Genomic DNA, 23090 nt, shown 5'->3' with positions numbered 1-23090 from the left:
GGCGGCTACGGATGCTGCGATTCTGCGCACGTACCGGTCGGCATGTCACTACCCAAGAGTAGAAACGGGCGCGATGTTTCACGTGAAACATCGGTCGGCCCGGGCCCGGCTCAGCGGACGGGCGTCAGCTCCGGGTCCTCGCGGAGCTTGACGAGCGCGCGGGAGACGGCGCTCTTGACGGTGCCCACGGAGACGCCGAGCAGCTCGGCGGTCTGGACCTCGCTCAGGTCCTCGTAGTAGCGCAGGACGACCATCGCCCGCTGCCGGTCGGGCAGCCGGGTCACCGCGCGCCACATCGCGTCGCGCAGGGCCTGTGCCTCGGCGGGGTCCGCGCCCGGCGGCTCGTCGGCCTCGGGCAGCTCGTCGCAGACGAACTCGTCGACCTTGCGCTTGCGCCACTGGCTGGTGCGGGTGTTGACCAGGGCCCGGCGGACGTACCCGTCCAGGGCGCGATGGTCCTCGATGCGGTCCCAGGCGACGTAGGTCTTGGCCAGCGCCGTCTGGAGGAGGTCCTCCGCGTCGCAGGGGTTGGCGGTGAGCGAGCGCGCGGTGCGCATCAGGACCGTGCCGCGGGTCCGGACGTACGCCGAGAACGACGGGTACGGCGTCGGGTTCGAGGCGAGCGTGCACACAGGCGTGGTCATGCCTCCACGCTAGGAGCGGCGCGGCCCCGTGGGATCGGCCGCAAGTGCCGAAGCGGGATCCCCCTCAGGTTGTAGGGCTGAGGCCCGCCCCACCTCCTGAAGGTGGAGGAGGCGGGGCATCCACGGGGCTTCCACGGGGCTTCCTCGGGGCTTCCGCCGGGGGGCGGATCAGCCGTCCGCGCCCAGGATCAGGCCGGAGGTCGGGACCCCCGTACCCGCGGTGACCAGGGCGTGGGCGGCGCCGGTGACCTGGTTGACGGAGGTGCCGCGCAGCTGGCGGACCGCCTCGGCGATGCCGTTCATGCCGTGCAGGTACGCCTCCCCGAGCTGACCTCCGTGCGTGTTGAGCGGCAGCGCGTCCGCGGCCACGAAATCGGCCGCCTCCCCCGGTGCGCAGAAGCCGAACTCCTCCAGCTGCATCAGCACGAACGGCGTGAAGTGGTCGTAGAGGATGCCGACGTCGATGTCCGAGGGCCGCAGTCCGCTGGTCCCCCACAGCTGGCGGGCGACCACGTCCATCTCCGGGAGCCCGGTGAGGCCGTCCCGGTAGAAGGAGGACATGGCCTCCTGGCGGCGCCCCGCGCCCTGCGCCGCGGCCGTGATCACGGCCGGCTTCTGCCTCAGGTCGCGGGCCCGTTCGGCGGTGGTGACGACGATGGCCTGGCCGCCGTCCGTCTCCTGGCAGCAGTCGAGCAGCCGCAGCGGCTCGACGATCCAGCGCGAGGCCGCGTGGTCGGCGAGGGTGATGGGCTTGCCGTAGAAGTAGGCGGCCGGATTGTTCGCGGCGTGCCGGCGGTCGGTGACCGCGACGTGGCCGAAGGCCTCCGGGGTCAGGTTGTAGGCGTGCAGGTAGCGCTGGGCCGTCATGGCCACCCAGGAGGCCGGGGTGAGCAGCCCCCAGGGCAGCGACCAGCCGAGCGCCGCGCCCTCCGCCGAGGGCTCGCGCTGCTGGACGCCGGAGCCGAAGCGGCGGCCGGAGCGTTCGTTGAAGGCGCGGTAGCAGACCACGACCTCGGCGACCCCGGTGGCGACGGCCAGGGCGGCCTGCTGGACGGTGGCGCAGGCCGCGCCGCCGCCGTAGTGGATGCGGGAGAAGAAGGAGAGGTCCCCGATGCCGGCCGCCTGGGCGACGGTGATCTCGGGGCTCGTGTCCATCGTGAAGGTGACCATGCCGTCCACGTCGGCGGGGGTGAGCCCGGCGTCGTCGAGGGCCGCGTGGACGGCTTCGACGGCCAGCTTGAGCTCACTGCGGCCGGAGTCCTTGGAGAACTCGGTCGCGCCGATGCCGGCGATGGCGGCGCGGCCGCCGAGCTGGTCAGGGGTGCGGACGCTCATGCCGTGCCCTCCGGGGTGCCGAGGGGGCCGGGACCCGCCGCCGCGGTGTGCGGCGCGGTGTCCGGTGTGGTGTCCGGCGCGGTGTCCAGCGTGACGGTGACGGTGCCGGTGACGTGGTGGCCGATGCGGTTGGCGCCGACCACGCGGATCTCGGCGGTGTCCCCGTCGAGGGCGGTGACGGTGCCGGTCAGCGTCATGGTGTCGCCGGGGTGGTTCGGGGCACCGAGGCGGATCGCGACCTTGCGCAGGACCGCGCGCGGGCCGAGGTGGTCGGTGATGTACCGGCCGACCAGGCCGTTGGTCGTCAGGATGTTCATGAAGATGTCCGGGGAGCCCTTCTCCCGCGCGAGCACCGCGTCGTGGTGCACGTCCTGGTAGTCGCGGGAGGCGATCGCACCCGCGACGATCAGGGTGCGGGTGACCGGTATCTCCAGCGGCGGCAGCGTGTCGCCGATGTTCATGCCTCGTCCCCCTCGGACGTGTCTTCGGACAGGACCGCGCCCAGCTCGGCCAGCAGTTCGCTGCCGCAGCCCAGGTACGCGTCGAGCTGGCGTCCCCACAGGAAGTGCCGGTGGACCGGGTGGTCGAGGTCGGCGCCCATGCCGCCGTGCAGGTGCTGGCCCGCGTGGACGACCCGCTTCCCCGCTTCCGAGGCCCACCAGGCCGCCGTCAGCGCGTGCTCGCCCGCGGGGAGTCCCTCGTCCACGCGCCAGGCCGCCTCGTACGCGGTGACCCGTATCGCCTCGGTGTCCATGTAGGCGTCGGCCGCGCGCAGCATGACGCCCTGGTTGGTGGAGAGCGGCCGGCCGAACTGCTCGCGGGTGGAGGTGTACTCCACGGCGCGGGCCAGCGAGCCCGCGCAGACGCCCGCCTGGAGGCCGGCGAAGGCGGTCCGGGCGACGGCCAGTACGTCCGCGCAGGCGTCCTCGCCCCCGACCCGTTCCGCCTCGGCGCCGGTCAGCGTCAGGGTGCCGGCCGACCAGGGGGCGGTGGTCTCCACCGGCTCCGTACGCACCCCGGGCGCGTCCGTCCGTACGAACCACAGGGCTCCCGTCCCGTCCGGGACCAGGACGTGGGTGGCCTCGCGCAGCCAGGGGACGGCGAGGGCGCCGCCGGTGAGCCGGCCGTCCGGCGAAGCGGTGATCCGGCCGCGGTCCGGGAAGGCCCCGGTGGCGACCGCCTCGCCGGAGCCGAGCGCGGGGAGCAGCCGGGCGCGCTGCTCGGCGGTGCCGTGCCGGGTCAGGGCGAGGATCCCGTACACGCACGTGGCGGCGTACGGGACCTGCGCGGTCGTGCGGCCCTGTTCCTCCAGCAGGAGCACCAGGCCGAGCAGGCCGACGTCCTCGACGGCGGCGGTCAGCCCGGCGGCGGTGAGGGCCTTCCACAGTTCGGCGTCGCTGCCGGTGCCGGCGGCGCCGAGGCGGTCGTGGGTGGAGAGGTCGCCGAAGATCTGGGCGGCGAGTCCGGCCGCGGCGGCCTGTTCCTCGGTGGGGTGGAAGTCCATCAGCCTTCGCTCCCCCGGAAGACGGGCAGTTCCAGTTCCTCGTCCACGCGCAGGAACTCCAGGTGGACGGGCAGCCCGATGCGGACCTTGTCGTACGGGACACCGGTGATGTTGCTGACCATGCGGACCCCTTCGGCGAGTTCGACGAGAGCCACCGCGTAGGGCGGGTCGAAGGCGGGGAAGGGCGGGTGGTGCATGACCACGTAACTGAACACCGTGCCGGCGCCGGACGCCTCGACCGTGTCCCAGTCCGGGCTTCCGCAGGTGTTGCAGCCGGGGAGCCAGGGGAAGCGGAGCGTCGCGCAGGCGGTACAGCGCTGGATCAGGAGCTTGTGCTCGCGGACGCCGTCCCAGAAGCCCCGGTTGTCGCGGTTGATCACGGGGCGGGGGCGCCGGGCGGGCTTCTGCGATTCGGCGGGCTGCTGCAATGCGGTCGGCTTCTGCAATGCGGTCGGCTGCTGCGATTCCGTGGGCTTCTTTGCCGCCGGGGCGTACTTGAGGATCCGGAAGCGGTGGGTCCCGGCGAGTTCGCCGTTCGCGCGGACGTCCATGCGGGTGGTCACGAAGTGGCCCGTGCCCAGCTTGGTGGTCTTGCGCGGCGACACCGAGTCGATGACGGCATCGAAGGTGATCGCATCGCCGGGGCGCAGCGGCCTCAGGTACTCCTGCTCGCAGTCGGTGGCCACGACGGAGGTGCAGCCCGCGCCGTCGAGCAGCGCGAGGAGGTCGTCGTAGGCGGAGGAGCGGTCGCTGTGACCGGAGAGCCCGCCCATCGTCCATGCCTGGAGCATGGTGGGCGGGGCGATGGCGTCCGGCCCGGTGTAGGCGGGGTTGGCGTCGCCCATCGCCTCGCACCAGTGGCGGATCATCGGCTCGTTGACCGCGTCCTTGCCCTGGCCAGCGGTGGCGGCGGGCTGCCCTTCGAAGGACGCGAGCAGGGTGTGGAAGCGCGCCGCTTCCGCTGCCGTCTCCGCTTCCGTCTCCGCTCCTGCTGGTGCCGCTGCCGCCTCCGCGGCTTCGGTGGCGGGCCTGGCGGTCATCGCTTCCTTCCCTTCATACCGAGCCGCATCATGGCGACGATCTCCCGTTGGACCTCGCTGACGCCGCCCCCGAAGGTGTTGATCTGGGCGGCCCGGTTCAGTCGCTCCAGCTCCCCGCCCGCGAAGACCCCGGGGCCGGATCCACGGACGAGCGCCTCCTCCCCCACCACCTCCTGGCAGATCCGGTACACCTCGACGGTGGACTCGGTACCCAGGAACTTCACGCCGCTCGCATCTCCCGGGGCCAGCGTGCCGGCGCCCACGTCCTGGACGAGGCGCCAGTTGAGGAGGCGTACGGCGGCGAGGCGCGCGTGGGCCTCGGCGAGCCGCGACTGCACCCAGGGGCGGTCGGCGGGACGCTCGCCGGTGACCGGGTCGGGGGTGCGGGCGTGGTCGAGCGCGCCCCGGTAGAAGTCCTCGGACTGCATGCCGATGGCGGCGAGGGCGACGCGTTCGTGGTTGAGCTGGTTGGTGATCAGCCCCCAGCCGCCGTGCTCGGGGCCGACAAGGTTGCCGGCGGGCACCCGGATGGAGTCGTAGTACGTGGCGGTCGTGGTCAGGCCGCCGACGGTGGCGATCGGGGTCCACGAGAAGCCGGGATCGTCGGTGGGCACCAGGATGATGGAGATCCCCTTGTGCTTGGGAGCCTCCGGGTCGGTACGGCAGGCGAGCCAGATCCAGTCCGCGTTCTGGGCGTTGGACGTGAAGATCTTCTGGCCGTCGATCAGCCAGCCCTGCTCGTCGCGGACGGCCCTGGTGCGCAGGGAGGCGAGGTCCGTGCCCGCCTCGGGCTCCGAGTAGCCGATGGCGAAGACGAGTTCGCCCTTGAGGATCCGGGGCAGGAAGTAGTCCTTCTGCTCCTGCGTCCCGTACTTCATCAGGGTCGGGCCGACGGTGTTGAGGGTGACCATGGAGACGGGGGCGCCGGCCCGGTAGGCCTCGTCGAAGAACACGAACTGCTCGTCCGGGCCGCGGCCCTGGCCTCCGTACTCGACGGGCCAGCCGAGTCCGAGGAGTCCGTCGGCGCCTATGCGGCGCAGCAGTGCGCGCTGTTCGGCGGGGTCCTCGGGCACCCCGTCCGGCAGCAGGTTTCCGAAGTACTCCCGCAGCTCGGATCGGAGCCGCAACTGGCCTTCGGTCGGGGCGAGGTGCACGGCGCTGGCCTCCCGGCATCGCATCGTCAAGTGGAGCTGACTGTCCGTCAGATTCCACGTGGATGTCAAGGCCGGGGCGCTGTGACGGAGCACGTAAAACGCCCGAGGGCGCCCGCGTTACCGGACCCCAGCCGGTCCGGTCGCGCAGGCGCCCTCAAGAGTCGGTGCGGCTCAGGCCGCGGCTACCACCAGGGGTAGAAGTTCACCGCGACGGTGGAGTTGTGCTGGTCGATCGCCGTGAAGGCCGAGCCGTTGACCTGCGCGGTGTTGTTCTGGTTGGACGCGCCGGATCCGGTGGCCACCTGCTGGGAGGTGGAGGAGTTGCCGTGGTTGTTGCCACCCACGCCGCTGCCGATGATGCTGGCGACGCTCGCATTCGATCCGTCGTTCGCGAAGGAGCCGTTGTCGGCCGATGCCACCCCGCCGAAGAGGGCTACGGCGAGGGGGAGAGCGGCGACGGCGGCGATGACGCGGGCGGTACGGATGCTTGCCATGTCTTTATCCTCCAGAAAACCGAAGTGGGGTTTGCTCCAAGGCAGTTGGCCGACCGCCTCGGTCGTTCCGTGTGGTGACGACGTCGCGAGACCAGAGTTGCCCACCGAATCCCCGGCGAACCACCCCGGAGTCCTCGATTCCCCCGCAAGCATGACCAACATCGGATAAACCCCATTCACGCCCCCGGCGCCCCAGGTCAGCGCCTTGAGACCCGCTGAAACCCCCGCCGGGCAAGGGACGAACCGTTCCGCCAAACCGGCCGGCCCCGGACATGCCGAAAAGGGCCGCGTCGTCCGGGAACCCCACCGTCTCCCGGGCCTACGGCCCTGCGCTGCCAAGCTTCACGCCCCCTGCACGCCCCCGGCGCTCGCCGGGGCCTTCCCACTGTGCCCCGCTCCGGGGCACCTTCACGGCACGATCCGCGGTCGCGGCCTGCTCACACCGACCGACCGGGCTCCAGCGCCTGCTGCCGGGCTGTTCTCGCGTCCTGCTGCCTTGGTGCTGCTTGCTCTTGCGTGCTCTTGCTTGCCCTTGCGTGCCCTTGCGTGCTCTTGCGTGCTCCTACGTCCTGCGTACCGGGCGCCGCGCACTGGGCCCTACAGCTTGCACCTGCGCGCACTGCGTCCTGCGGTCAACGGGTCCTGCGTCCTGCGTCCTGCGTCCTGCGTCCTACTGTGGACGGATCCTGCGTCCTGCTCTGAACGGTTCCTGTGGCTCACGGGCGCCGCATCTGCGCGGTACGAGTGCTCCGGGTACTGCGGGTACTGCGGGTACTGCGACTGCTCCAGCCGCGCACTACGCGGCGAGCGCCATCTCCCGGCGAGCGGCTCCGACCCGGGCGGCTGCGGTGATCGCGGTGCTACGGAGGCCGTCGCCACCCGTTCCGGACTCGAACTCGGCTCCGGAGCCGGCGGCCAGGGCGGTGGTGGAGCGGCGGACGGACGGGGTCTTGCCGTGGGCCTCGGCGCGGATGCGCTGCTTGATGGTGGGCGGGAGCGAACCACCGCGCATCATCGCCCTCCAGGTCCGCCGGGCCATGAAGGCCGGCCGGTTCACGGCGACGGCCGCGGGGGAGGCGGGGGAGGAGGAGAGCGGGGTGGCGGCGGTCTGGGCGACCTTGCCGCCGAAGCCGAGGGAGGCGAGGAGGGCCACGAGGGCCGCGAGGACGGTGGTCCAGATCGACGTGATGGTGCTGCGGTGAGCCATGACGGGTCCCTCATTTCACGATGTTCCGACGGGTGGATCTGAATACATTCGTCATGATGCGGGCGCAACCGGAACACCTCCACGACGCGCGCCGATCTTCTGACAAACACCACTCAAAGGGGCTAATCGCATAATTTCGACCCCTTGGACCCTCGCGCAGAACCGGGCCGGACTTCCACCGGCAGAGCGCCATCTCCCCTTCTATGGAGGGCTGTTGACAGGCAAGCGGCCCGCCCAGCATGCTCCGCCCACAGCGCGGCGGATCTTCTTCTCATGGTCGGGGGACCAGGTTCCATGCAGAACCGAAACGTCCTGATATCGGGTACGGGCAGCGCGGGCACCGCCTTGGCCCAGTGGCTGCGCCACCACGGATTCCGGCCGACCGTGGCCGAGTGCGCCTCCGCCCTCCGGGAGGGCGGTACAAGATCGACATCCGCGGTGCCGCGCTCGACGTGGTCTCCCGTGCCGGAGTCCTCGACGCGGTCCGCGCCCAGCGGACCGACGTCCAGGGCGGCTCCATCGTCAACGCGGCGGGCAGGTGGCCACGCTGGACGGTGACACCTTCGGCGGCAGGGCGAGCCACGACGCGGAGATCCTGCGCGGTGACCTGAACCGGATCCTCTACGAGCTCACCGTCGACGGGGCCGACGGCGTCGAGTACCTCTTCGGCGGCTCCATCGCCTCCGCCACGGAGACCGCGGACGGCGTCGAGGTGACGTTCGACAGCGGCGCGAGCCGTGGCTTCGACCTGGTCGTCGGCGCCGACGGACTGCACTCCCACACCCGAGCGCTGGCCTTCGGCCCCGAGGAGCGCTTCATCGGGGACCTCGGCTACTACGTCTCGATCTACAGCGTCCCCAACCACCTCGACCTCGACCGCTGGGAGCTGACCTGCGTCTCCCCCCTGCGCACGGCCCTGACGTACAGCACCGCCAAGGACACCGGCGCGAAGGCGATGTTCCTCTTCGCCTCGGAGCCGCTGGAGTACGACCGGCACGACGTGTCCCGGCAGAAGAAGCTGCTGGCGGAGGCGTACGCGGACGAGGCCTGGGAGGTGCCCCGGCTCCTCGCAGCCCTGGACGAGGCCCCGGACTTCTACTTCGACTCCCTCAGCCAGGCCTACCTGGACCAGTGGTCCAAGGGCCGCACCGCCCTGGTCGGCGACTCCGCGTACTGCGCCTCGCCCGCCTCCGGCCAGGGCACGAGCCTGGCCCTGTTCGGCGCCTACGTCCTGGCGGACGAGCTGGCGGCGGCCGACGGTGACCACGTGTCTGGCTTCGCGGCGTACGAGCGCGAGATGCGCCGCTTCGCGGAGGAGAACCAGAAGCTCGGCCCCTCGAACATCAAGCACATGGTCATGCGGACCAAGCGCCAGATCTCGATCCAGCTGACCCTGCTCTCCCTCCTGGGCCGCCTGCCGGGCAAGGAGCGCATGATGACCAAGGTCATGGAGCCGATCCAGAAGGCCGCGAACTCCATCACCCTCAAGGACTACTGACCGCGCCCCCGAAGCCCTCCACCACGCGGGCCGCATCCGCACCGAGGGCAGGGAGCGGCACGCAGCCGGGGTCAACCGATGGGGGCGGCGAGAAGGCACTACGCTCGTGATCCGCATCGGCTTGGGGGAGTTCGGAATGCAAAGTGTCGTCGTCACACCGGGCGGTGACCGGATGCGCTGGGTGGAGCTGCCCGGGGTCGTACCGGCGCGGGTCTATCTGCACGGGCTGGGGGCCACCTCGCCCGCGTACTTCGCGGCGAGCGCCGTGCATCCGCTGCTCGCCGGGCGGTGGTCCCTGCTGGTCGACCTGCTGGGGCACGGGCACAGCGACCGGCCCGAGGAGTTCTCGTACACGCTGGAGGCGCATGCCGACGCGCTCGCCGCCGCGTTGGAGCAGGCCGGTACCGGCGCCGCCGAGCTGATCGCGCACAGCATGGGCGGCGCCGTCGCCATCGTGCTGGCCGACCGGCACCCCCACCTCGTCTCCCGGCTGGTGCTGGTCGACGCCAACCTGGATCCGATCCCGCCCGACCCCACCGCCACGGGCAGCAGCGGGCTCGCCACCTACACCGAGCAGGAGTTCCTGGCCGGCGGCTGGGCCGAGGTGCGCGACCGGGTCGGCGAGCACTGGTGGTCCACCATGCGACTGGCGGGCCGCGTCGCCCTGCACCGCAGCGCCGTCCACCTGGCCGCGGGCACGACGCCGACGATGCGCGAGCTGCTCCTGCGGCTGAAGATCCCGCGCAGCTACCTGCTACCCGCCGAGGACGGCACCCTCCCCGGGACCGAGGCCCTGGAGGCGGCCGGGGTGGCGGTCGTCCCCATCGCAGACTGCGGGCACAACATCATGCTCGACAACCCCGACGGCTTCGCCCTGGCCACCGCAGACGCCCTGGCCGGGGCATGAGGAACACGTCCCGGAAAGGCACACCGTGAAACTCCCCCTGCGTCGCCGCAGCGTGGGCATGCTGCTCCTCTGCGCCTGCGTCCTGACAGCCTGCACCGATGGCCCCGACCCCTCCGTACCGTCGGCCGGCCCCACATCGACCAGCACCTCCGCCGCCCCCTCCGCAGCGGCGCTGGCCGATCGCTACCAGCAGTCCGGCGGGGACCCGGACGTGTACGGCATCGACAAGGAACCCGGCACCGACGGCGGCGCGCCGCGCCTCGTCATCCGGACGCGGAATCCCGACAGCGACGATGCGGTGTTCCAGAAGCAAAAGGAATCCATCGTCCGGTTCCTGACCCGGGAAGAAGGACTCTCACCGACCCAGGGCTACTTCATGGACGTCTACGGACCTGACGGCGCCCTGCTCCACCGGCTGGACGCCCGCCCCTGACACGGAGCCCAGGGGACATGACGAAGGGGTGTCCCGTTCCCGGGACACCCCTCTGATCAGCACGTCGTCTGACCTGCATGCGGTGGGTGTGGGATTTGAACCCACGGTGACTCGCGCCACGACGGTTTTCAAGACCGTTCCCTTAGGCCGCTCGGGCAACCCACCTGGCGCGTACAGAGTACCGGGCGGTGGGGGTGGGCGGCGCTGGGGATTCCCGGGAGGTCAGGCGGCTAGGCGGTGAGGAGGACACCCCCGTACGAGGCTCCGGCCACCACCACCCAGGCCGCAAGGCCCAGCAGGGCGGCCCGGCCGCCGGTACGGGACAGGGTGGGCAGGTGGACCGCGCTGCCCAGGCCGAACAGGGCCGCGGCCAGCAGCAGTTCCTGCGCGGTGTGCGCCCATTCCAGCGCCACGTCGGGCAGCACCCCGGTGGCGCGCAGCGCGGCCGCCGCCAGGAATCCGGCCACGAACAGCGGCACCGGAGCCGGCCGGCGTCCCGAGGAGGTGCGTACTCCGCGCCGGCGGGCCCGTACCGAGAAGGCCACTGCGGCGACCAGCGGGGCCAGCAGCGCCACGCGCATCAGCTTGATCAGCACCGCTTCGCCGAGGGCGCCGGGGCCGGCCGTCTGGGCGGTCGCCACCACCTGGCCGACGTCGTGGACGCTCGCACCCACCCAGCGGCCGAAGTCCGGGTCGGAGAGGCCGAGCGGGGATTGCAGGAGCGGGAGCACCGCGATGGCGAGGGTCCCGCACAGGGTGACCAGGGCCACCGAGGAGGCCACGTCCTCCTCGTCGCTGCCCGACACCTGACTGACGGCTCCGATGGCCGAGGCCCCGCAGATCGAGTAGCCGGTGGCGATCAGCAGCGGCTGGTCCCCGGGGAGTCCGAGCCGCCGGCCGAGCCAGAGGGTGCCGAGGAAGGTCGCCGCCACCACCGCGGTCACCATCGCCACGGTGGCCCAGCCCAGCTGGAGCACCTCGTCCAGCCCCAGTGCCAGGCCCAGCAGGACGATGCCGATCCGCATCAGGCGCCGCCCGGCCAGGGAGAGTCCCGGGCGTGCGGGGCCCCGTACGAAGCCCCGTAGGCCGGGGAGGTGTGCGGCGGTGATGCCGAGCACCACCGACACGGTCAGCATCGGGGCCCAGGGCGCCAGCCGGTGCACCGACCAGGCCACCAGGACTCCGGCCGCCGCGAGTCCCAACCCGGGCCACGGTGACGATGTTTCACGTGAAACATGGACCGGAACCGGTGATCCCGCCCCGCGCACCGGGCGGTTCAGGATGGCCATCAGTCGCTCGGCAGCGTGTAGACGCGGCGGACACTGCTGCCGAGGCGTACGACGTCGGCGCCGTAGACGTGCAGGGATATCGCTTTGGTGCGACAGGAGTTGCGGACCTTGTGGATGTCTCCGGGCGGGGCGAACCCGCAGACGTCACCGGGGCCGTTGACCACGTGCTCGGTCGCCACCAGGCGGGCTCCGGTGGTGGCCGTGGCGGGGGCGAGGCGGTAGCGGAGCTCGCTCTCCTCGCCCTCGTGCACCCCGGCCACGCACCAGGAGACGTGGTCGTGGATGGCCGTCTCCTGGCCCGGCAGCCACACCAGGGCCACCACGGAGAAGCTGCCGTCCGGCTCCGCGTGCAGAACGTGCTGCCGGTAGCGGTCCGGGTGCCCCTCGCGCTGCTCCGCGGTGAGCAGACCGGGTGCCCCCAGGTGCGGAGCGAGGCGCTCGCCGACCAGGTAGGCGGTCAGATCGGGGGCCAGCCCCCGGTCCACGACCGTTCGGATCTCGCTGACGAGGGCGGCCGTCCTCGCGGTCGTGCGGGCCGGCGTGGTGGTGGTCATATGGGGAGCGTCGAGGAGCCCACCCATCACGTCCAACGACAGTTATGAGCTGAAATCCCAAGCCCGGCTTATGGGTTGGAGGTGGTGCCACGCTCCGCCGGCGGGTCGTTCAGCAGCCCACGCGGTTCGAGGCCGCCTGCTTCAGGGCCTGCAGTACCACCGCCGTCGCCGGGACCCGCAGATGGTCGCGGTACACGTGTGCGGCGATGTGACGGCGGGCGGCGGGCAGCAGGGCCCGCCCGCACACCTTGCTCAGCGAGAGCGAGGGCAGCACCAGCGCGGGCATCATGGCCACGCCCAGGCCCTGTGCAACCAGGCTCTGGACCACCAGGTTGTCGTCGGTGGCGAAGCGGATGTCGGGAACGAAACCGAGCCCCGCGCATTCGTGCAGCAGGTTCGCCCGGCAGCGCGGGCAGCCCGCGATCCAGCGCTCCTCGGAGAGGTCCGCGAGGTGCACGGCCCGCCGCCGGGCCAGCGGGTGGCCGGTCGGCAGCAGCACCGTCAGCTGGTCTTCCATGAGCCTGACCTCGGCCACCTCCTCCGGCACCTCCTCGTGCAGGCCGGGATAGGTGAAGGCCAGGGTGATGTCGCACTCGCCCCGTTCCAGCCTGCGCAAGGAGTCCGGGGGCTCCCCCTCCAGAAGCTCGACCTGGATGCCCGGATGCTCCTTGGCCAGGCTGCTCAGGGCTTCCGGGACCAGGGTGACGTTGGCACTGGGGAAGCCGCACAGCCGGACGCGGCCGGTCCGCAGCCGGGCGTACGCCTTCAGCTGGGCCTCGGCGGCGGAGAGGCTGCCGAGGATGGCCTCGGCGTGCCGGGCCATGGACTCCCCGGCCTCGGTGAGCTGCATGCGGCGCCCGACGCGGGTGAACAGCGGGGTGCCGACGGCGCGTTCGAGCGCCTTCATCTGCTGGGTGATCGCGGGCTGGGTGTACCCGAGGACCCGGGCGGCGGCCGAGTAGGACCCCGAGGCGACCACTTCGTGGAACGTCCGTATGTGCCGCGAATCGAACACGGTCGAAGCATAAGCGGACGTTGGGAGGGGCCGCAGGCACAATCGCGCCTACGGCCCCTCGCCATCAAGCCAGTTGGTCCTGCCGCCCCGCCGGGGACCACCCCGTGCGCGGCGGCCGGCCGCTACTTGTCGCCGACCCGCGAGCCGAGCGTGATGTCCACCGTGGTCGGCTTGCCGCCGCGCAGGTAGGTCAGCTTCACCGTGTCACCCGGCTTGTACGTCCAGATCTCGCTGATCAGGGTCGGGCCGCTGTCGATCGGCTTGCCGCCGAGCTCGGTGATGATGTCGCCGGGCTTCAGTCCCGCCTTGCCCGCAGGACCGTTCGGGTCGACCAGCTCGTTGGCCGAGGCGCCCGTCTCGGAGATCTTCGCGCCGTCGGTCTTGGCCGCGAGGTCCACGGAGACCGAGATCACCGGGTAGACCGGCTTGCCGGTCTTGATCAGCGATTCGGCGACGTTCTTCGCCTGGTTGACCGGGATCGCGAACCCGAGGCCGATGGAGCCCGCCTGGCCGCCGCCGAAGCCGCCGTTGCCGGCCGACTGGATCGCGGAGTTGATGCCGATGACCGCGCCGCGGCTGTCGAGCAGCGGACCGCCGGAGTTGCCCGGGTTGATCGAGGCGTCCGTCTGGAGGGCGCTCATGTACGAGTTCTTCCCGCCGGAGGCGTCGCCCGAGGCGACCGGGCGGTTCTTGGCGCTGACGATGCCGGTGGTGACCGTGTTGGACAGGCCGAAGGGGGCGCCGATCGCGATGGTCGAGTCGCCGACGGCGACCTTGTCCGAGTCGCCGAGGGGCAGCGGCTTGAGCCCGGACGGCGGGTTCTTCAGCTTGATGACGGCGACGTCGTACCCCTGGGCCCGGCCGACGACCTCGGCCTCGTACTTCTTGCCGTCGGAGAAGGTCGCGCTGAGCTTGCCGCCGTTGGCCGCGGAGGCGACCACGTGGTTGTTCGTGAGGATGTGGCCCTGCTGGTCGTAGACGAAGCCGGTGCCGGTGCCGCCCTCGCCGTCGCCGGCCGAGGCCTCGATGGTGACGACGCTGGGCAGCGCGCCGGCGGCGAGGCCCGCGACGGAGCCGGCATCGCGCTTGAGGTCCTTGGGCGTGTTGCCGGCGCTGACCGTGGTCGAGCCGGAGCCGTCACCGCTCCGTTCGGCCGCCCAGTAACCGACGCCGCCGCCGACACCGCCCGCGAGGAGCGCCGCCGCGAGCACGCCGGCGATCAGGCCGCCCTTGCCCTTCCGCTTGGGCTGCGGGGCACCCTCGGTGGCCAGGGGCACGCCCCAGCCGCCACCGCCGTGGCCGTCACCGGCCCCGTACGCGGGGGCCGCGGGCGGCGGGGGAGGCCAGCCCTCGGCACCCGTCGGCTGCGGGGCGGGGGCCTGGGCGTACGCCGGGGTGACCGGCGGGGCCGGGCTCTCGGCGTACGCGGGAGCCGGGGCCGGGTTCTCGGCGTACGCGGGAGCCGGGGCCGGGGCCGGGGCCGGATGCTGGGCGGGCGCGGCGGGCTGCGCCGCCGGGGTATGGGGGAGCTGCTGGGTCGGCTCGGTGCCGGGCGCGGGCGTCGGCGGCAGCTGCTGCGTCGCCGGGTCCACGGGCGCCGGTGCCGCGGACGCGGCGGGCGCGGCGTCGACGGGCGCGGCCACCGGGGGTACGGGCGGGGCCGCGGGGGGCGTCGGGGCCGCGGTGCCCTCGTTCTCGGTGCTCACAGCGCTCTCTCCTCGTCACACACGGCTTCAGAAATACGGGCGATATCGGTCCGACTGAACGTTCGACGTGCCGTACAAGTTCCTGGGCAAAGCCTTTCCCATGACCCGTCAGAGCACTGTAAGCCGGACCTGTGAGTCTCCCCCATCCTTTATCTCCGACATTTCGGGCGCATCCCCAGAAGCACCCACAGGACTCTCCCCGACATCCGGACCCCTCTCGGTGGCACCATGAGCCGGTGACCCACGCAACGCCGCGCCCCATCCAGGTCGTCGCCCACCGCGGCGCCTCGGAGGATGCCCCCGAACACACGCTGGCCGCCTACCGCAAAGCCATCGAGGACGGGGCCGACGCCCTCGAATGCGATGTCCGGCTCACCGCCGACGGCCACCTGGTCCTGGTCCACGACCGGCGGGTGAACCGCACCTCCAACGGGCGCGGCGCCGTCTCCGCCCTGGAGCTGGCCGACCTGGCCGCCCTCGACTTCGGCTCGTGGAAGGACCGGGAGGAGTCCCCCGACTGGGACGCGGACCCCGAGCGGACCTCCGTGCTCACCCTGGAGCGGCTGCTGGAGCTGGTCGCGGACGCCGGGCGGCCGGTCCAGCTGGCCATCGAGACGAAGCACCCGACCCGCTGGGCCGGACAGGTGGAGGAGCGCCTGCTCTTCCTCCTCAAGCGCTTCGCACTGGACGCCCCGCCCGCCGAGGGTCCGCACCCGGTCCGCGTGATGAGCTTCTCCGCGCGCTCCCTGCACCGGATGCGGGCGGCCGCGCCCACGGTCCCGACCGTCTACCTGATGCAGTTCATCTCGCCCCGGATGCGGGACGGGCGGCTGCCGGCCGGAGTACGGATCGCGGGGCCGGGCATGAGGATCGTGCGCAACCACCCGGCCTTCATCCGCAAGCTCCAGGCCGCTGGACATTCCGTTCACGTATGGACGGTGAACGATCCGGAAGATGTTCAGCTCTGCGCTGATCTGGGCGTGGAAGCGATCATCACGAACAGACCGCGACAGGTTTTGTCACAGCTGGGTCGCTGACATCCCGTTTTGCGCATCCGTCCCACGCGAAACACCCGTTACGGGGTGTGCACCGGCGCATCCACTCCGCATTCGGTCGCTCCGAATGCGTCAGAGGGCTCCGCTCCGGCGGTTTCCGGTCCAGGCCATTGGGGCATCCAGACCATGCGTGGGGCTAAGGAGGTTCCGGGGGTGGCGTTGATGGTGGCACAAGAAGTGCCCACGTCGTCGTGCATGGACGTGTCCCATGGTCCTGCGGGCGTGGGCGAGGCGAGGCACCGGATGCGCGAGCAGCTGCGCATCAGCGGGGTGTCCGAATCGATCGTGGATGACGCCGTACTGATCCTTTCCGAACTGCTCAGCAACGCCTGCCGGCACGGCAGACCACTGGGCGTACGGGAGATCGGCGACGGCGGGATACACGCGTCGTGGCGCGTCGACAAGGCGGGGCGGCTGACGGTCGAGGTCACGGACGGCGGCGGGCCCACCCGTCCCATCCCGGCCAAGCCCTCGGTCACCGCGCGGGGCGGGCGGGGGCTGAACATCATCAGCGCCCTGGCCCAGGACTGGGGTGTCCGGGACGGAGCGGCGGGTGAGGTCACCGTCTGGGCGACCGTTGCCTGCGGGGCCCGGCACGAGGATTTCGCTACGCGCGTTGCGCCCCCGGCGATCGATTTCTGCACGGCCTTCGACGATCTCGACACCTGATCCGACCGGTCCCCGGCCGCAGGTGGACGGATGGCGGCCGTCCGGGAGCGCACGCCGACAGTGCTCCCGGCCGCACCCCACCGGTTGCGGCGGTATGAACGGCTAGGCTCGCGCCCAGACCGACGCCGTACCGCCGCAACCGGGAGACACCCACGATGGCCAAGAAGCGCCCCGCCGCGAAGTCCGCAAAGCCGCAGCTCAACAACGGGGAGATCCCGGTGGTGGGCGCTCGCGAGCCCTGCCCCTGCGGATCCGGGCGCCGTTACAAGGCCTGCCACGGCGCGGCCGCCGCGCACGCCGTGACCGAGCACGTGGCCCGCCCGTTCGAGGGCCTGCCCGGCGAGTGCGACTGGGTGGCGCTGCGCGAGCTCGTCCCCGCCGCCACCGTGCCGCTGACCCTCAAGGGCGGACTGCCCGAGGGCGTCCCCTCCGTCACGCTGGTGACCGTACTCCCGCTGGCCTCGCCGGCCCTGCGCCGCGAGGACGGCTCCGTCCTGCTCGGCCTGCAGAACGACTCGACCACCGGCGACCTCGCCCGGGACATGGCCGACACCCTGGAGCGCGCCCTCGCGGCCGAGCCCGGCACCGTCGTCGCGGCCCGCCGGGTTCCGGCCGAAGGCCCGCGACTTCAGGATCTCCTGTCCGCGGACGACGGTTTCGAGCCGGTTGTACACAGCGGGTTCGAATTCTGGATTCCGGAAGCGGAGAGCGCGCAGAGCGCTTCCCCGGAGATCGCCGCCTCCCTGGAGCGCGCCAACGCGGCCGCCATCCCGACCGTCAAGCTGACCGGCGTGGATGCCGCCTACTGGTGCGAGACCCCGGACAAGAACCACCTGCGCTGGGTCATGCCGCACCCCGAGGAGAAGCTGCTCGACGCGCTCGCGCGCCTGCACGCCGCGGGCACGTCCTCGCTCGGCGAGGGCACCAAGCTGGTCGGCTCCTTCCGCGCCCACGGCCTGATGGTCCCCGTCTGGGACCTGCCGACCGGGGTCTCGGCCGAGGACGTGGAGAAGCCCGCCGCCGAGCTCGCGGAGCGGCTCGCCACGGCCCTCGCGACGGACGCGCCGCTGACCACGGAGGAGCGCCGCGCCCGCGGCGGCCTCACCAACCGCCAGGTCACGCTCAGCTGACCGGACGGCCGGCCCGTTCGCGGGCCGGCCACGAGGGTCCCCGACAGGGCCCTCGGGAGGGGCTGTGGAGACGTCACCGGTGACCCGTCACCGGTGACCGGTGTCACAACTCCCGGTAATCGCCTGCAAATCGGTGTCCGAATATCAGAGATCGAATTTGCGAACAGGCGATCTCTTGTTACCGTTCTTGTAGCCCGGTCGCTGGTGCATCCCCCGTCGCCAGCGACCGGGCCCTTGATTTTCCGTGACGCTCAACCGTCACCCGGTACCGGTGAGTTGCTCCCGGACCGCAGGAGCAGGGCTCCTTCATCATCCGGAACTGCAAATTCCGCTACGGCCGAGTAGTCCCCCGGAACCCCGGCCGACTCCTCCCTCGGCGTTTCGCACAGCCCCGGCTCGTCGCCCGCGCCGACCGCACAGCGGATCTGCACCGTGCGCCCCGCCGGACCCATCACCGTGAGCACCGTGTCGAGCGGGCGGCCGCTGGTGTTCCGGTAGTAGCTGCGCCCCCACGTCCGGCCCTCGCCCGACAGGACGCACGTCTGCGCCTCCACCCCCTGCGGCGAGGACAGTTCGGGTCCGCAGCGGGCGTCCGTACGCGGCTGCTCGGCAGGGCCCGGGCGGGCCGGCGCCGAGGCCCGGCCCGACGTACGGGACCCGCCGGAGGCGGAACTCGCGGCCGAGCCGCCCGAATCGGCCGAGCCTCCCGAATTCCCGGTGCTCCCGGGGTTCTCCGAGTCCGTGGAACCCGACGTCCCCGAAGCACCCTTGGCGGGGTTCCCCAGGCCGAAGGTGGAGAGCAGCCCGCCACCCTTTCCATCGCTCTGACCGGCGAAATCCGGCCCGGCGATCGCTCCCGCCAACGGGAGCGACAAGATGATCAACACACCGGCGCCGATACCGATCAGGCGGAGATTCATTCGCCGAAGATAGCGATGCGGGAATGGGGCACGGAGATCCCCGCGCCCAATTCCCTTGGAAACTCGTCTCGCTGACACCCGTACGAGTGATCCGTCAGCACACAGACCCAGCACACAGACCCAGCACCAGAGCTCAGTACGCGAGCCGGCTCCCGCCGCCCGGCGCACCGCTGCTCGCCTCCACCAGCGCGTCCACGACCGCCTCCACCTCCGGCAGCCAGATCTCCCCGGCCCCCGCGGGCTCGCGCTCCCACCGCACCTGGCCTCCGCCGACCGCGGGGGAGGGCGGGAGGAGCAAGTAGCCGCCCTCGCCGTGGAAACGCAGCGAGGAGGGCACGTGGTCCTTGGCGTAGAGGATCTCGCCGAGCCGCTCCAGCGAGTACGGCTCCACGAGCAGCGACCACCGCGTGGGCGTCGCCACGATCGGCCCGAGCCGCATCCCCTCGGCGTCCAGCCGTACGACGGCGCGCGCGGCCGCCGCGGCGGGCAGGCTCACCGCGCAGGGCGCGCTCCCGCCGGTGGCCAGCAGGATGGGGGCGCACGCCCGGTTGGCCCACCACCAGGACACCATCCGGGGGTCGGTGGTGGCCGCGAGCAGTCCGGGATCGAAGGGGTGTGCGCCGGGTACGACGCAGTCGGGGTCGGGGCAGGCGCACCGGGCGCTGTCGGCGCCGGAGCGTCCGACTCCCGGCAGCACGGGCCAGTTCCAGGTGGTGGCGCAGGTCAGCGCCGCGTCGAGGAGGGCCGGCGCATCACCCTGCGGCGGGGCGGGGCGCAGGGATTGCAAGCGATTGCGGAGCCGCTGGAGACGCCTTCCGAGGATCTCGCGCATGAGCGCTCGTTCCTTTCCGTTGAACGTCGAGGGCCACATCACACCATGTAAGCGGTGGTTCACCACACGTGCACGTTTCGCGTCACTGTCCGCTTGAAGCAGGTTCACACGGTTCGTGCGGTTTTCTTACGGGTCCATGAAACGTCCGTCGGGGGCGGTACGCGACCCGGGACCGCGCGGGGGACGGCTCTCGTCGATGGGGACGACGGACCGTGCCCGACGGTTCCCGTCGGGCACCGGGCTGCGCCAACTCTCCCCGGGTGCAACGGATTACGTACCCGGGTCGGCCGGCGGACTCGCCCAGTCGACCGCAAAAACCGTCTGCTTCCCGCTTTTTCCGGCCAAGTTCTAGCCCGGACCGAACAGTGAGTTGCCGCCCCACGGACACCAGGATTCCCACCTGGGCAATGCTGGACATCGCTCCTCGTGTGCGTGTAGATGTGGATTCATTGATAGCGGCGCAGCATGATCTGGGGGTTTGCGATGCTATATGGCGAATCGCACCAGCTGGAAAGGCGGACGCCATGAGCGCCCCGCATCTGCCGAAAGTGGCTGGAATCGATCCAGCCGTCACAGCGTCCCCGCACACTGTGGCGCCCACAACGGTGCCCACGGCCGTGTCCACACCGACGAGCCCGAGAACGGCCCACGCCCCGGCGCAGGGGCCCGCTGCGAGCTCGGTCATTCAGGACCGTCTCGCCGGCATGGTCTCCGACCTCACCACCCTCCACGAGCTCACCGAGCGGCTCGCCCGCGCCAGTGACCTCACCTCCTCCCTCCAGGAATTCCTGCGGGCGGGCGCGGCCCTCGTCGGCGCCCGGCGCGGGCTGATCGTCCTGGAGCCCTCCGACGGACTCGGCCCCACCACCACGATCGGCCTCGGGCTCGGCCACGCCGACCTCGGCCACATCGAGACGGTGCCGCGCAGCGCCACCTCCTACGGCCGCATCCTCGACGGCCTGCCCGACGCACACGGCGGCTCGGAGTTCCTTCCCGAGCCCGGCACCACGCCCGGCACCGGTGCCGGCGGGTACACCACACCCGTCGACCCCCGCCACCGCGAGGTCGCCGCCCGCCTCGGCTACGCCGCCAGCTACGCGCTGCCGCTGACTGCCGAAGCCACCGGCCGGCTCGGCGCCGCCGTCTGGCTCTACGACGAACAGGCCGAGCCCAACGACCGCCAGCGCGACCTGGCCGGGCTGTACGTCCGGCACGCCGCCGAGCACCTGGCCCGGATGCTGGAGGTGGAGCGCGCCCGCGCCGGCCTGGCCACCATCGCCGAGGAACTGCTGCCCAGCCGGCTCCCCCGGATCTCCGGGGTCCAGCTCGCCGCCCGGCACCACACCGGCCCGCACGGCGGAGGCGACTGGTACGACGCGCTGCCGCTGCCGGAGGGCGCCCTCGGCCTGGCCGTGGGCTCCGTCACCGGCTCGGGACCGAGCGCCGTCGCCGCGATGGGCCGGCTGCGCGCCTCGCTGCGGGCGTACGCCGTCATGGAGGGCGAGGACCCCGTCGCCGTCCTCTCCGACCTGGAGCTGCTGCTGCGCCTGACCGAGCCCGCGCGCTCGGCGACCGCCCTCTTCGCCTACTGCGAGCCCGCGGGCGGCCCGAACGCGAACGGCCCGGCGAGGAAGCTCATCCTGGCGGGGGCCGGGCACACCCCGCCGCTGCTGATCGGCGAGCGGCGCACCGAGTACGTGGAGACCACCCTCTCCGCGCCGCTCGGAATGCTGTCCTGCTGGGAGGCTCCGAGCGTGGAGATCGAGCCCGCGCCCGGAGAAACGGTGCTGCTCTACACCGACGGCCTGCTCCGGCGCACCGGGGACCCGATGGACCGGGCGTACGCGCGGCTGCACGCCGCCGCCGCGGGGATCCCCCGTAGCGCCCGCGAGGACCCGGCCGCCATCTGCGACCACATCCTGCGCACGGTGCTGCCGGACGGCGAAGGGGACGGCCCGGCGGCACCGGCGGACGCCTCGGAGGACATCGTGCTGCTCGCGGCCCGGTTCGAGTGACGAGGCGATGAGGTGACGAGGGCGGGGCGACGAGCAGCGGGGCGATGAGCGGCGGGGCGTGTGACGGTGTGGCCGGGTTTAGCTGATTTGTCACACGACCCGTCGGGGGGCGTCCGCTCACACATACGATGGATGAGGTCCATACCCGGTCCGTGTCCGTCGTACTGAGGAGAAGACGTGGCTGACGAGCTCACCCCGGAGACCCCGGAAGAAGAGCAGCCCAAGAAGAAGCACAAGCAGCGCAAGAACGGGCTGTACCCGGGTGTCAGCGAGGAGCTCGCCGCGAGCATGCGCACGGGCTGGGCAGACACCGAGCTGCGCGGACTGGAGCCGATCGCCCAGGCCTCGCACACCGCCGCCCGCCGCTCCGCACTGTCCCGGCGCTTCCCCGGTGAGCGCCTCGTCGTCCCCGCCGGACGGCTGAAGACGCGCTCGAACGACACCGAGTACCCCTTCCGCGCCTCGACCGAGTACGCGTACCTCACCGGCGACCAGACCGAGAACGGCGTCCTGGTCCTGGAGCCCGCGGGGGAGACCGGCCACCACGCCGCCGTCTACCTGCTGCCCCGCTCCGACCGCGAGAACGGCGAGTTCTGGCTCTCCGGCAGCGGCGAGCTGTGGGTCGGCCGCCGCCACTCCCTCACGGAGGCCGAGCAGCTCCTGGGCATCCCGGCCAAGGACGTGCGCAAGCTCCCCGAGGAACTGGCCGAGGCCGAGGGCCCGGTCCGTACCGTGCGCGGCCACGACTCCGTCATCGAGACCGCTCTGACCGACAAGGTCACCAAGGAGCGCGACGAGGAACTGCGCGTCTACCTCTCCGAGGCCCGCGCCGTGAAGGACGCCTTCGAGATCGGCGAGCTGCAGAAGGCCGTCGACTCCACCGTCCGCGGCTTCGAGGACGTCGTGAAGGTGCTCGACAAGGCGGAGGCCACCTCCGAGCGCTACATCGAGGGCACCTTCTTCCTGCGCGCCCGCGTCGAGGGCAACGACGTCGGCTACGGCTCCATCTGCGCCGCCGGCCCGCACGCCTGCACCCTGCACTGGGTCCGCAACGACGGCGACGTCCGCTCGGGCGACCTGCTGCTGCTCGACGCCGGTGTGGAGACGCACTCCCTCTACACCGCCGACGTCACGCGCACGCTGCCGATCAGCGGTGCGTACACCGACATCCAGCGCAAGATCTACGACGCGGTGTACGCGTCCCAGGAAGCCGGCATCGCGGCCGTCAAGCCGGGTGCGAAGTTCCGCGACTTCCACGACGCCTCGCAGCACGTGCTCGCCGAGAAGCTCGTCGAGTGGGGTCTGCTGGAGGGACCGGTCGAGCGCGTCCTGGAGCTCGGCCTGCAGCGCCGCTGGACCCTGCACGGCACCGGTCACATGCTCGGCATGGACGTCCACGACTGCGCCGCCGCGCGCACCGAGGCGTACGTCGACGGCACGCTGGAGCCCGGGATGTGCCTGACGGTCGAGCCCGGTCTGTACTTCCAGGCCGACGACCTGACCGTGCCCGAGGAGTACCGGGGCATCGGCGTCCGGATCGAGGACGACATCCTCGTCACCGAGGACGGCAACCGGAACCTGTCGGCCGGTCTGCCCCGCACCTCCGACGAGGTCGAGGCCTGGATGGCGCGGCTCAAGGGCTGACGCCACCGCTCGTACGCGCCGATGGGCGGCACCCTCCGCGGGTGC

General features: G+C 71.8%; 21 protein-coding genes, 1 tRNA gene and 1 pseudogene. 8 read left to right on the top strand and 15 right to left on the bottom strand.

What is annotated here, in order from left to right; all coding sequences use genetic code 11:
* Nucleotides 1–110: 110 nt before the first annotated feature.
* The 8 genes from ACFWNV_RS21830 to ACFWNV_RS21795 all read right to left on the bottom strand — a co-directional run bounded on the left by ACFWNV_RS21830 (nt 111) and on the right by ACFWNV_RS21795 (nt 7378).
* A complete protein-coding gene (locus tag ACFWNV_RS21830; RefSeq protein WP_383949497.1) occupies nt 111–644 on the bottom strand; it encodes a SigE family RNA polymerase sigma factor in 534 nt (177 codons plus the stop codon).
* A gap of 168 nt (nt 645–812) precedes the next feature.
* Nucleotides 813–1979, bottom strand: coding sequence for a lipid-transfer protein (locus ACFWNV_RS21825; protein WP_383949495.1), 1167 nt, complete (start codon nt 1977–1979; stop codon nt 813–815).
* Nucleotides 1976–2440, bottom strand: coding sequence for a MaoC family dehydratase (locus ACFWNV_RS21820; protein ID WP_383949492.1), 465 nt, complete (start codon nt 2438–2440; stop codon nt 1976–1978). The genes ACFWNV_RS21825 and ACFWNV_RS21820 overlap by 4 nt, the downstream gene beginning before the upstream one ends.
* Nucleotides 2437–3483 (bottom strand): acyl-CoA dehydrogenase family protein, encoded by a 1047-nt coding sequence (locus ACFWNV_RS21815; RefSeq protein ID WP_383949489.1) that lies wholly within the window; start codon nt 3481–3483, stop codon nt 2437–2439. The genes ACFWNV_RS21820 and ACFWNV_RS21815 overlap by 4 nt, the downstream gene beginning before the upstream one ends.
* A complete protein-coding gene (locus ACFWNV_RS21810; RefSeq protein WP_383949486.1) occupies nt 3483–4523 on the bottom strand; it encodes a bifunctional MaoC family dehydratase N-terminal/OB-fold nucleic acid binding domain-containing protein in 1041 nt (346 codons plus the stop codon). Before ACFWNV_RS21810 ends, ACFWNV_RS21815 begins: the two co-directional genes overlap by 1 nt.
* Nucleotides 4520–5677: an acyl-CoA dehydrogenase family protein gene (locus tag ACFWNV_RS21805; protein ID WP_383949483.1), complete on the bottom strand. Its 1158-nt coding sequence runs from the start codon at nt 5675–5677 to the stop codon at nt 4520–4522. Before ACFWNV_RS21805 ends, ACFWNV_RS21810 begins: the two co-directional genes overlap by 4 nt.
* Nucleotides 5678–5859: 182 nt before the next feature.
* Nucleotides 5860–6171 (bottom strand): hypothetical protein, encoded by a 312-nt coding sequence (locus tag ACFWNV_RS21800; protein WP_383949480.1) that lies wholly within the window; start codon nt 6169–6171, stop codon nt 5860–5862.
* Between the two features lie 796 nt (nt 6172–6967).
* Entirely contained in the window at nt 6968–7378 is a 411-nt protein-coding gene (locus ACFWNV_RS21795) for a DUF6344 domain-containing protein (RefSeq protein ID WP_383949477.1), read from the bottom strand.
* 538 nt (nt 7379–7916) lie between these two features.
* Between ACFWNV_RS21795 and ACFWNV_RS21790 the strand changes: the two genes are divergently transcribed.
* The 3 genes from ACFWNV_RS21790 (at nt 7917) to ACFWNV_RS21780 (ending at nt 10216) form a co-directional block, all read left to right on the top strand.
* A complete protein-coding gene (locus ACFWNV_RS21790; RefSeq protein WP_383949474.1) occupies nt 7917–8876 on the top strand; it encodes an FAD-dependent monooxygenase in 960 nt (319 codons plus the stop codon).
* Between the two features lie 136 nt (nt 8877–9012).
* Nucleotides 9013–9783 carry an alpha/beta fold hydrolase gene (locus tag ACFWNV_RS21785; protein WP_383949471.1) on the top strand — a complete coding sequence of 257 codons (771 nt, stop codon included), beginning with the start codon at nt 9013–9015 and terminating at the stop codon, nt 9781–9783.
* Nucleotides 9784–9808: 25 nt separating this feature from the next.
* On the top strand, nt 9809–10216 hold the full coding sequence (locus ACFWNV_RS21780; protein ID WP_383949468.1) for a hypothetical protein: 408 nt from the start codon (nt 9809–9811) through the stop codon (nt 10214–10216).
* A gap of 80 nt (nt 10217–10296) precedes the next feature.
* Here ACFWNV_RS21780 and ACFWNV_RS21775 read toward each other — a convergent pair.
* The 5 genes from ACFWNV_RS21775 to ACFWNV_RS21755 all read right to left on the bottom strand — a co-directional run bounded on the left by ACFWNV_RS21775 (nt 10297) and on the right by ACFWNV_RS21755 (nt 14780).
* Nucleotides 10297–10381: transfer RNA gene (locus ACFWNV_RS21775), tRNA-Ser, on the bottom strand.
* Between the two features lie 65 nt (nt 10382–10446).
* A complete protein-coding gene (locus ACFWNV_RS21770; protein WP_383949466.1) occupies nt 10447–11505 on the bottom strand; it encodes a YeiH family protein in 1059 nt (352 codons plus the stop codon).
* Nucleotides 11505–12059 carry a cysteine dioxygenase gene (locus ACFWNV_RS21765; RefSeq protein ID WP_383949463.1) on the bottom strand — a complete coding sequence of 185 codons (555 nt, stop codon included), beginning with the start codon at nt 12057–12059 and terminating at the stop codon, nt 11505–11507. The genes ACFWNV_RS21770 and ACFWNV_RS21765 overlap by 1 nt, the downstream gene beginning before the upstream one ends.
* 109 nt (nt 12060–12168) lie before the next feature.
* Complete coding sequence (locus ACFWNV_RS21760; protein ID WP_383949460.1) at nt 12169–13074, bottom strand: LysR substrate-binding domain-containing protein; 906 nt, start codon at nt 13072–13074, stop codon at nt 12169–12171.
* A 122-nt stretch (nt 13075–13196) separates the two neighbouring features.
* Complete coding sequence (locus tag ACFWNV_RS21755) at nt 13197–14780, bottom strand: S1C family serine protease (RefSeq protein ID WP_383949456.1); 1584 nt, start codon at nt 14778–14780, stop codon at nt 13197–13199.
* 236 nt (nt 14781–15016) lie between these two features.
* On the opposite strand from ACFWNV_RS21755, the gene ACFWNV_RS21750 reads away from it, so the two are divergent.
* The 3 genes and pseudogenes from ACFWNV_RS21750 to ACFWNV_RS21740 all read left to right on the top strand — a co-directional run bounded on the left by ACFWNV_RS21750 (nt 15017) and on the right by ACFWNV_RS21740 (nt 17634).
* Entirely contained in the window at nt 15017–15817 is an 801-nt protein-coding gene (locus ACFWNV_RS21750; protein ID WP_383949453.1) for a glycerophosphodiester phosphodiesterase, read from the top strand.
* A gap of 85 nt (nt 15818–15902) precedes the next feature.
* Nucleotides 15903–16504: pseudogene (locus ACFWNV_RS21745) on the top strand (ATP-binding protein).
* A gap of 155 nt (nt 16505–16659) precedes the next feature.
* Nucleotides 16660–17634: a DUF5926 family protein gene (locus ACFWNV_RS21740; RefSeq protein ID WP_383949450.1), complete on the top strand. Its 975-nt coding sequence runs from the start codon at nt 16660–16662 to the stop codon at nt 17632–17634.
* A gap of 251 nt (nt 17635–17885) precedes the next feature.
* Here the strand turns inward: ACFWNV_RS21740 and ACFWNV_RS21735 are convergent, their stop codons facing one another.
* Nucleotides 17886–18554 (bottom strand): hypothetical protein, encoded by a 669-nt coding sequence (locus ACFWNV_RS21735; protein WP_383949447.1) that lies wholly within the window; start codon nt 18552–18554, stop codon nt 17886–17888.
* Nucleotides 18555–18687: 133 nt separating this feature from the next.
* Nucleotides 18688–19386 (bottom strand): bifunctional DNA primase/polymerase, encoded by a 699-nt coding sequence (locus tag ACFWNV_RS21730; RefSeq protein WP_383949445.1) that lies wholly within the window; start codon nt 19384–19386, stop codon nt 18688–18690.
* 407 nt (nt 19387–19793) lie between these two features.
* Here ACFWNV_RS21730 and ACFWNV_RS21725 point away from each other — a divergent pair, with 407 nt between their 5' ends.
* Together ACFWNV_RS21725 and ACFWNV_RS21720 are read left to right on the top strand one after the other, a co-directional pair.
* Nucleotides 19794–21401 carry a PP2C family protein-serine/threonine phosphatase gene (locus ACFWNV_RS21725; protein WP_383949442.1) on the top strand — a complete coding sequence of 536 codons (1608 nt, stop codon included), beginning with the start codon at nt 19794–19796 and terminating at the stop codon, nt 21399–21401.
* Between the two features lie 177 nt (nt 21402–21578).
* Complete coding sequence (locus tag ACFWNV_RS21720) at nt 21579–23045, top strand: aminopeptidase P family protein (RefSeq protein ID WP_383949439.1); 1467 nt, start codon at nt 21579–21581, stop codon at nt 23043–23045.
* Nucleotides 23046–23090: the final 45 nt, after the last annotated feature.

Source organism: Streptomyces sp. NPDC058401, assembly GCF_042722885.1.
Lineage (GTDB): Bacteria > Actinomycetota > Actinomycetes > Streptomycetales > Streptomycetaceae > Streptomyces.
Note: the sequence above shows the minus strand (reverse complement) of the source record. Positions and strands in the feature narration are given on the sequence as shown.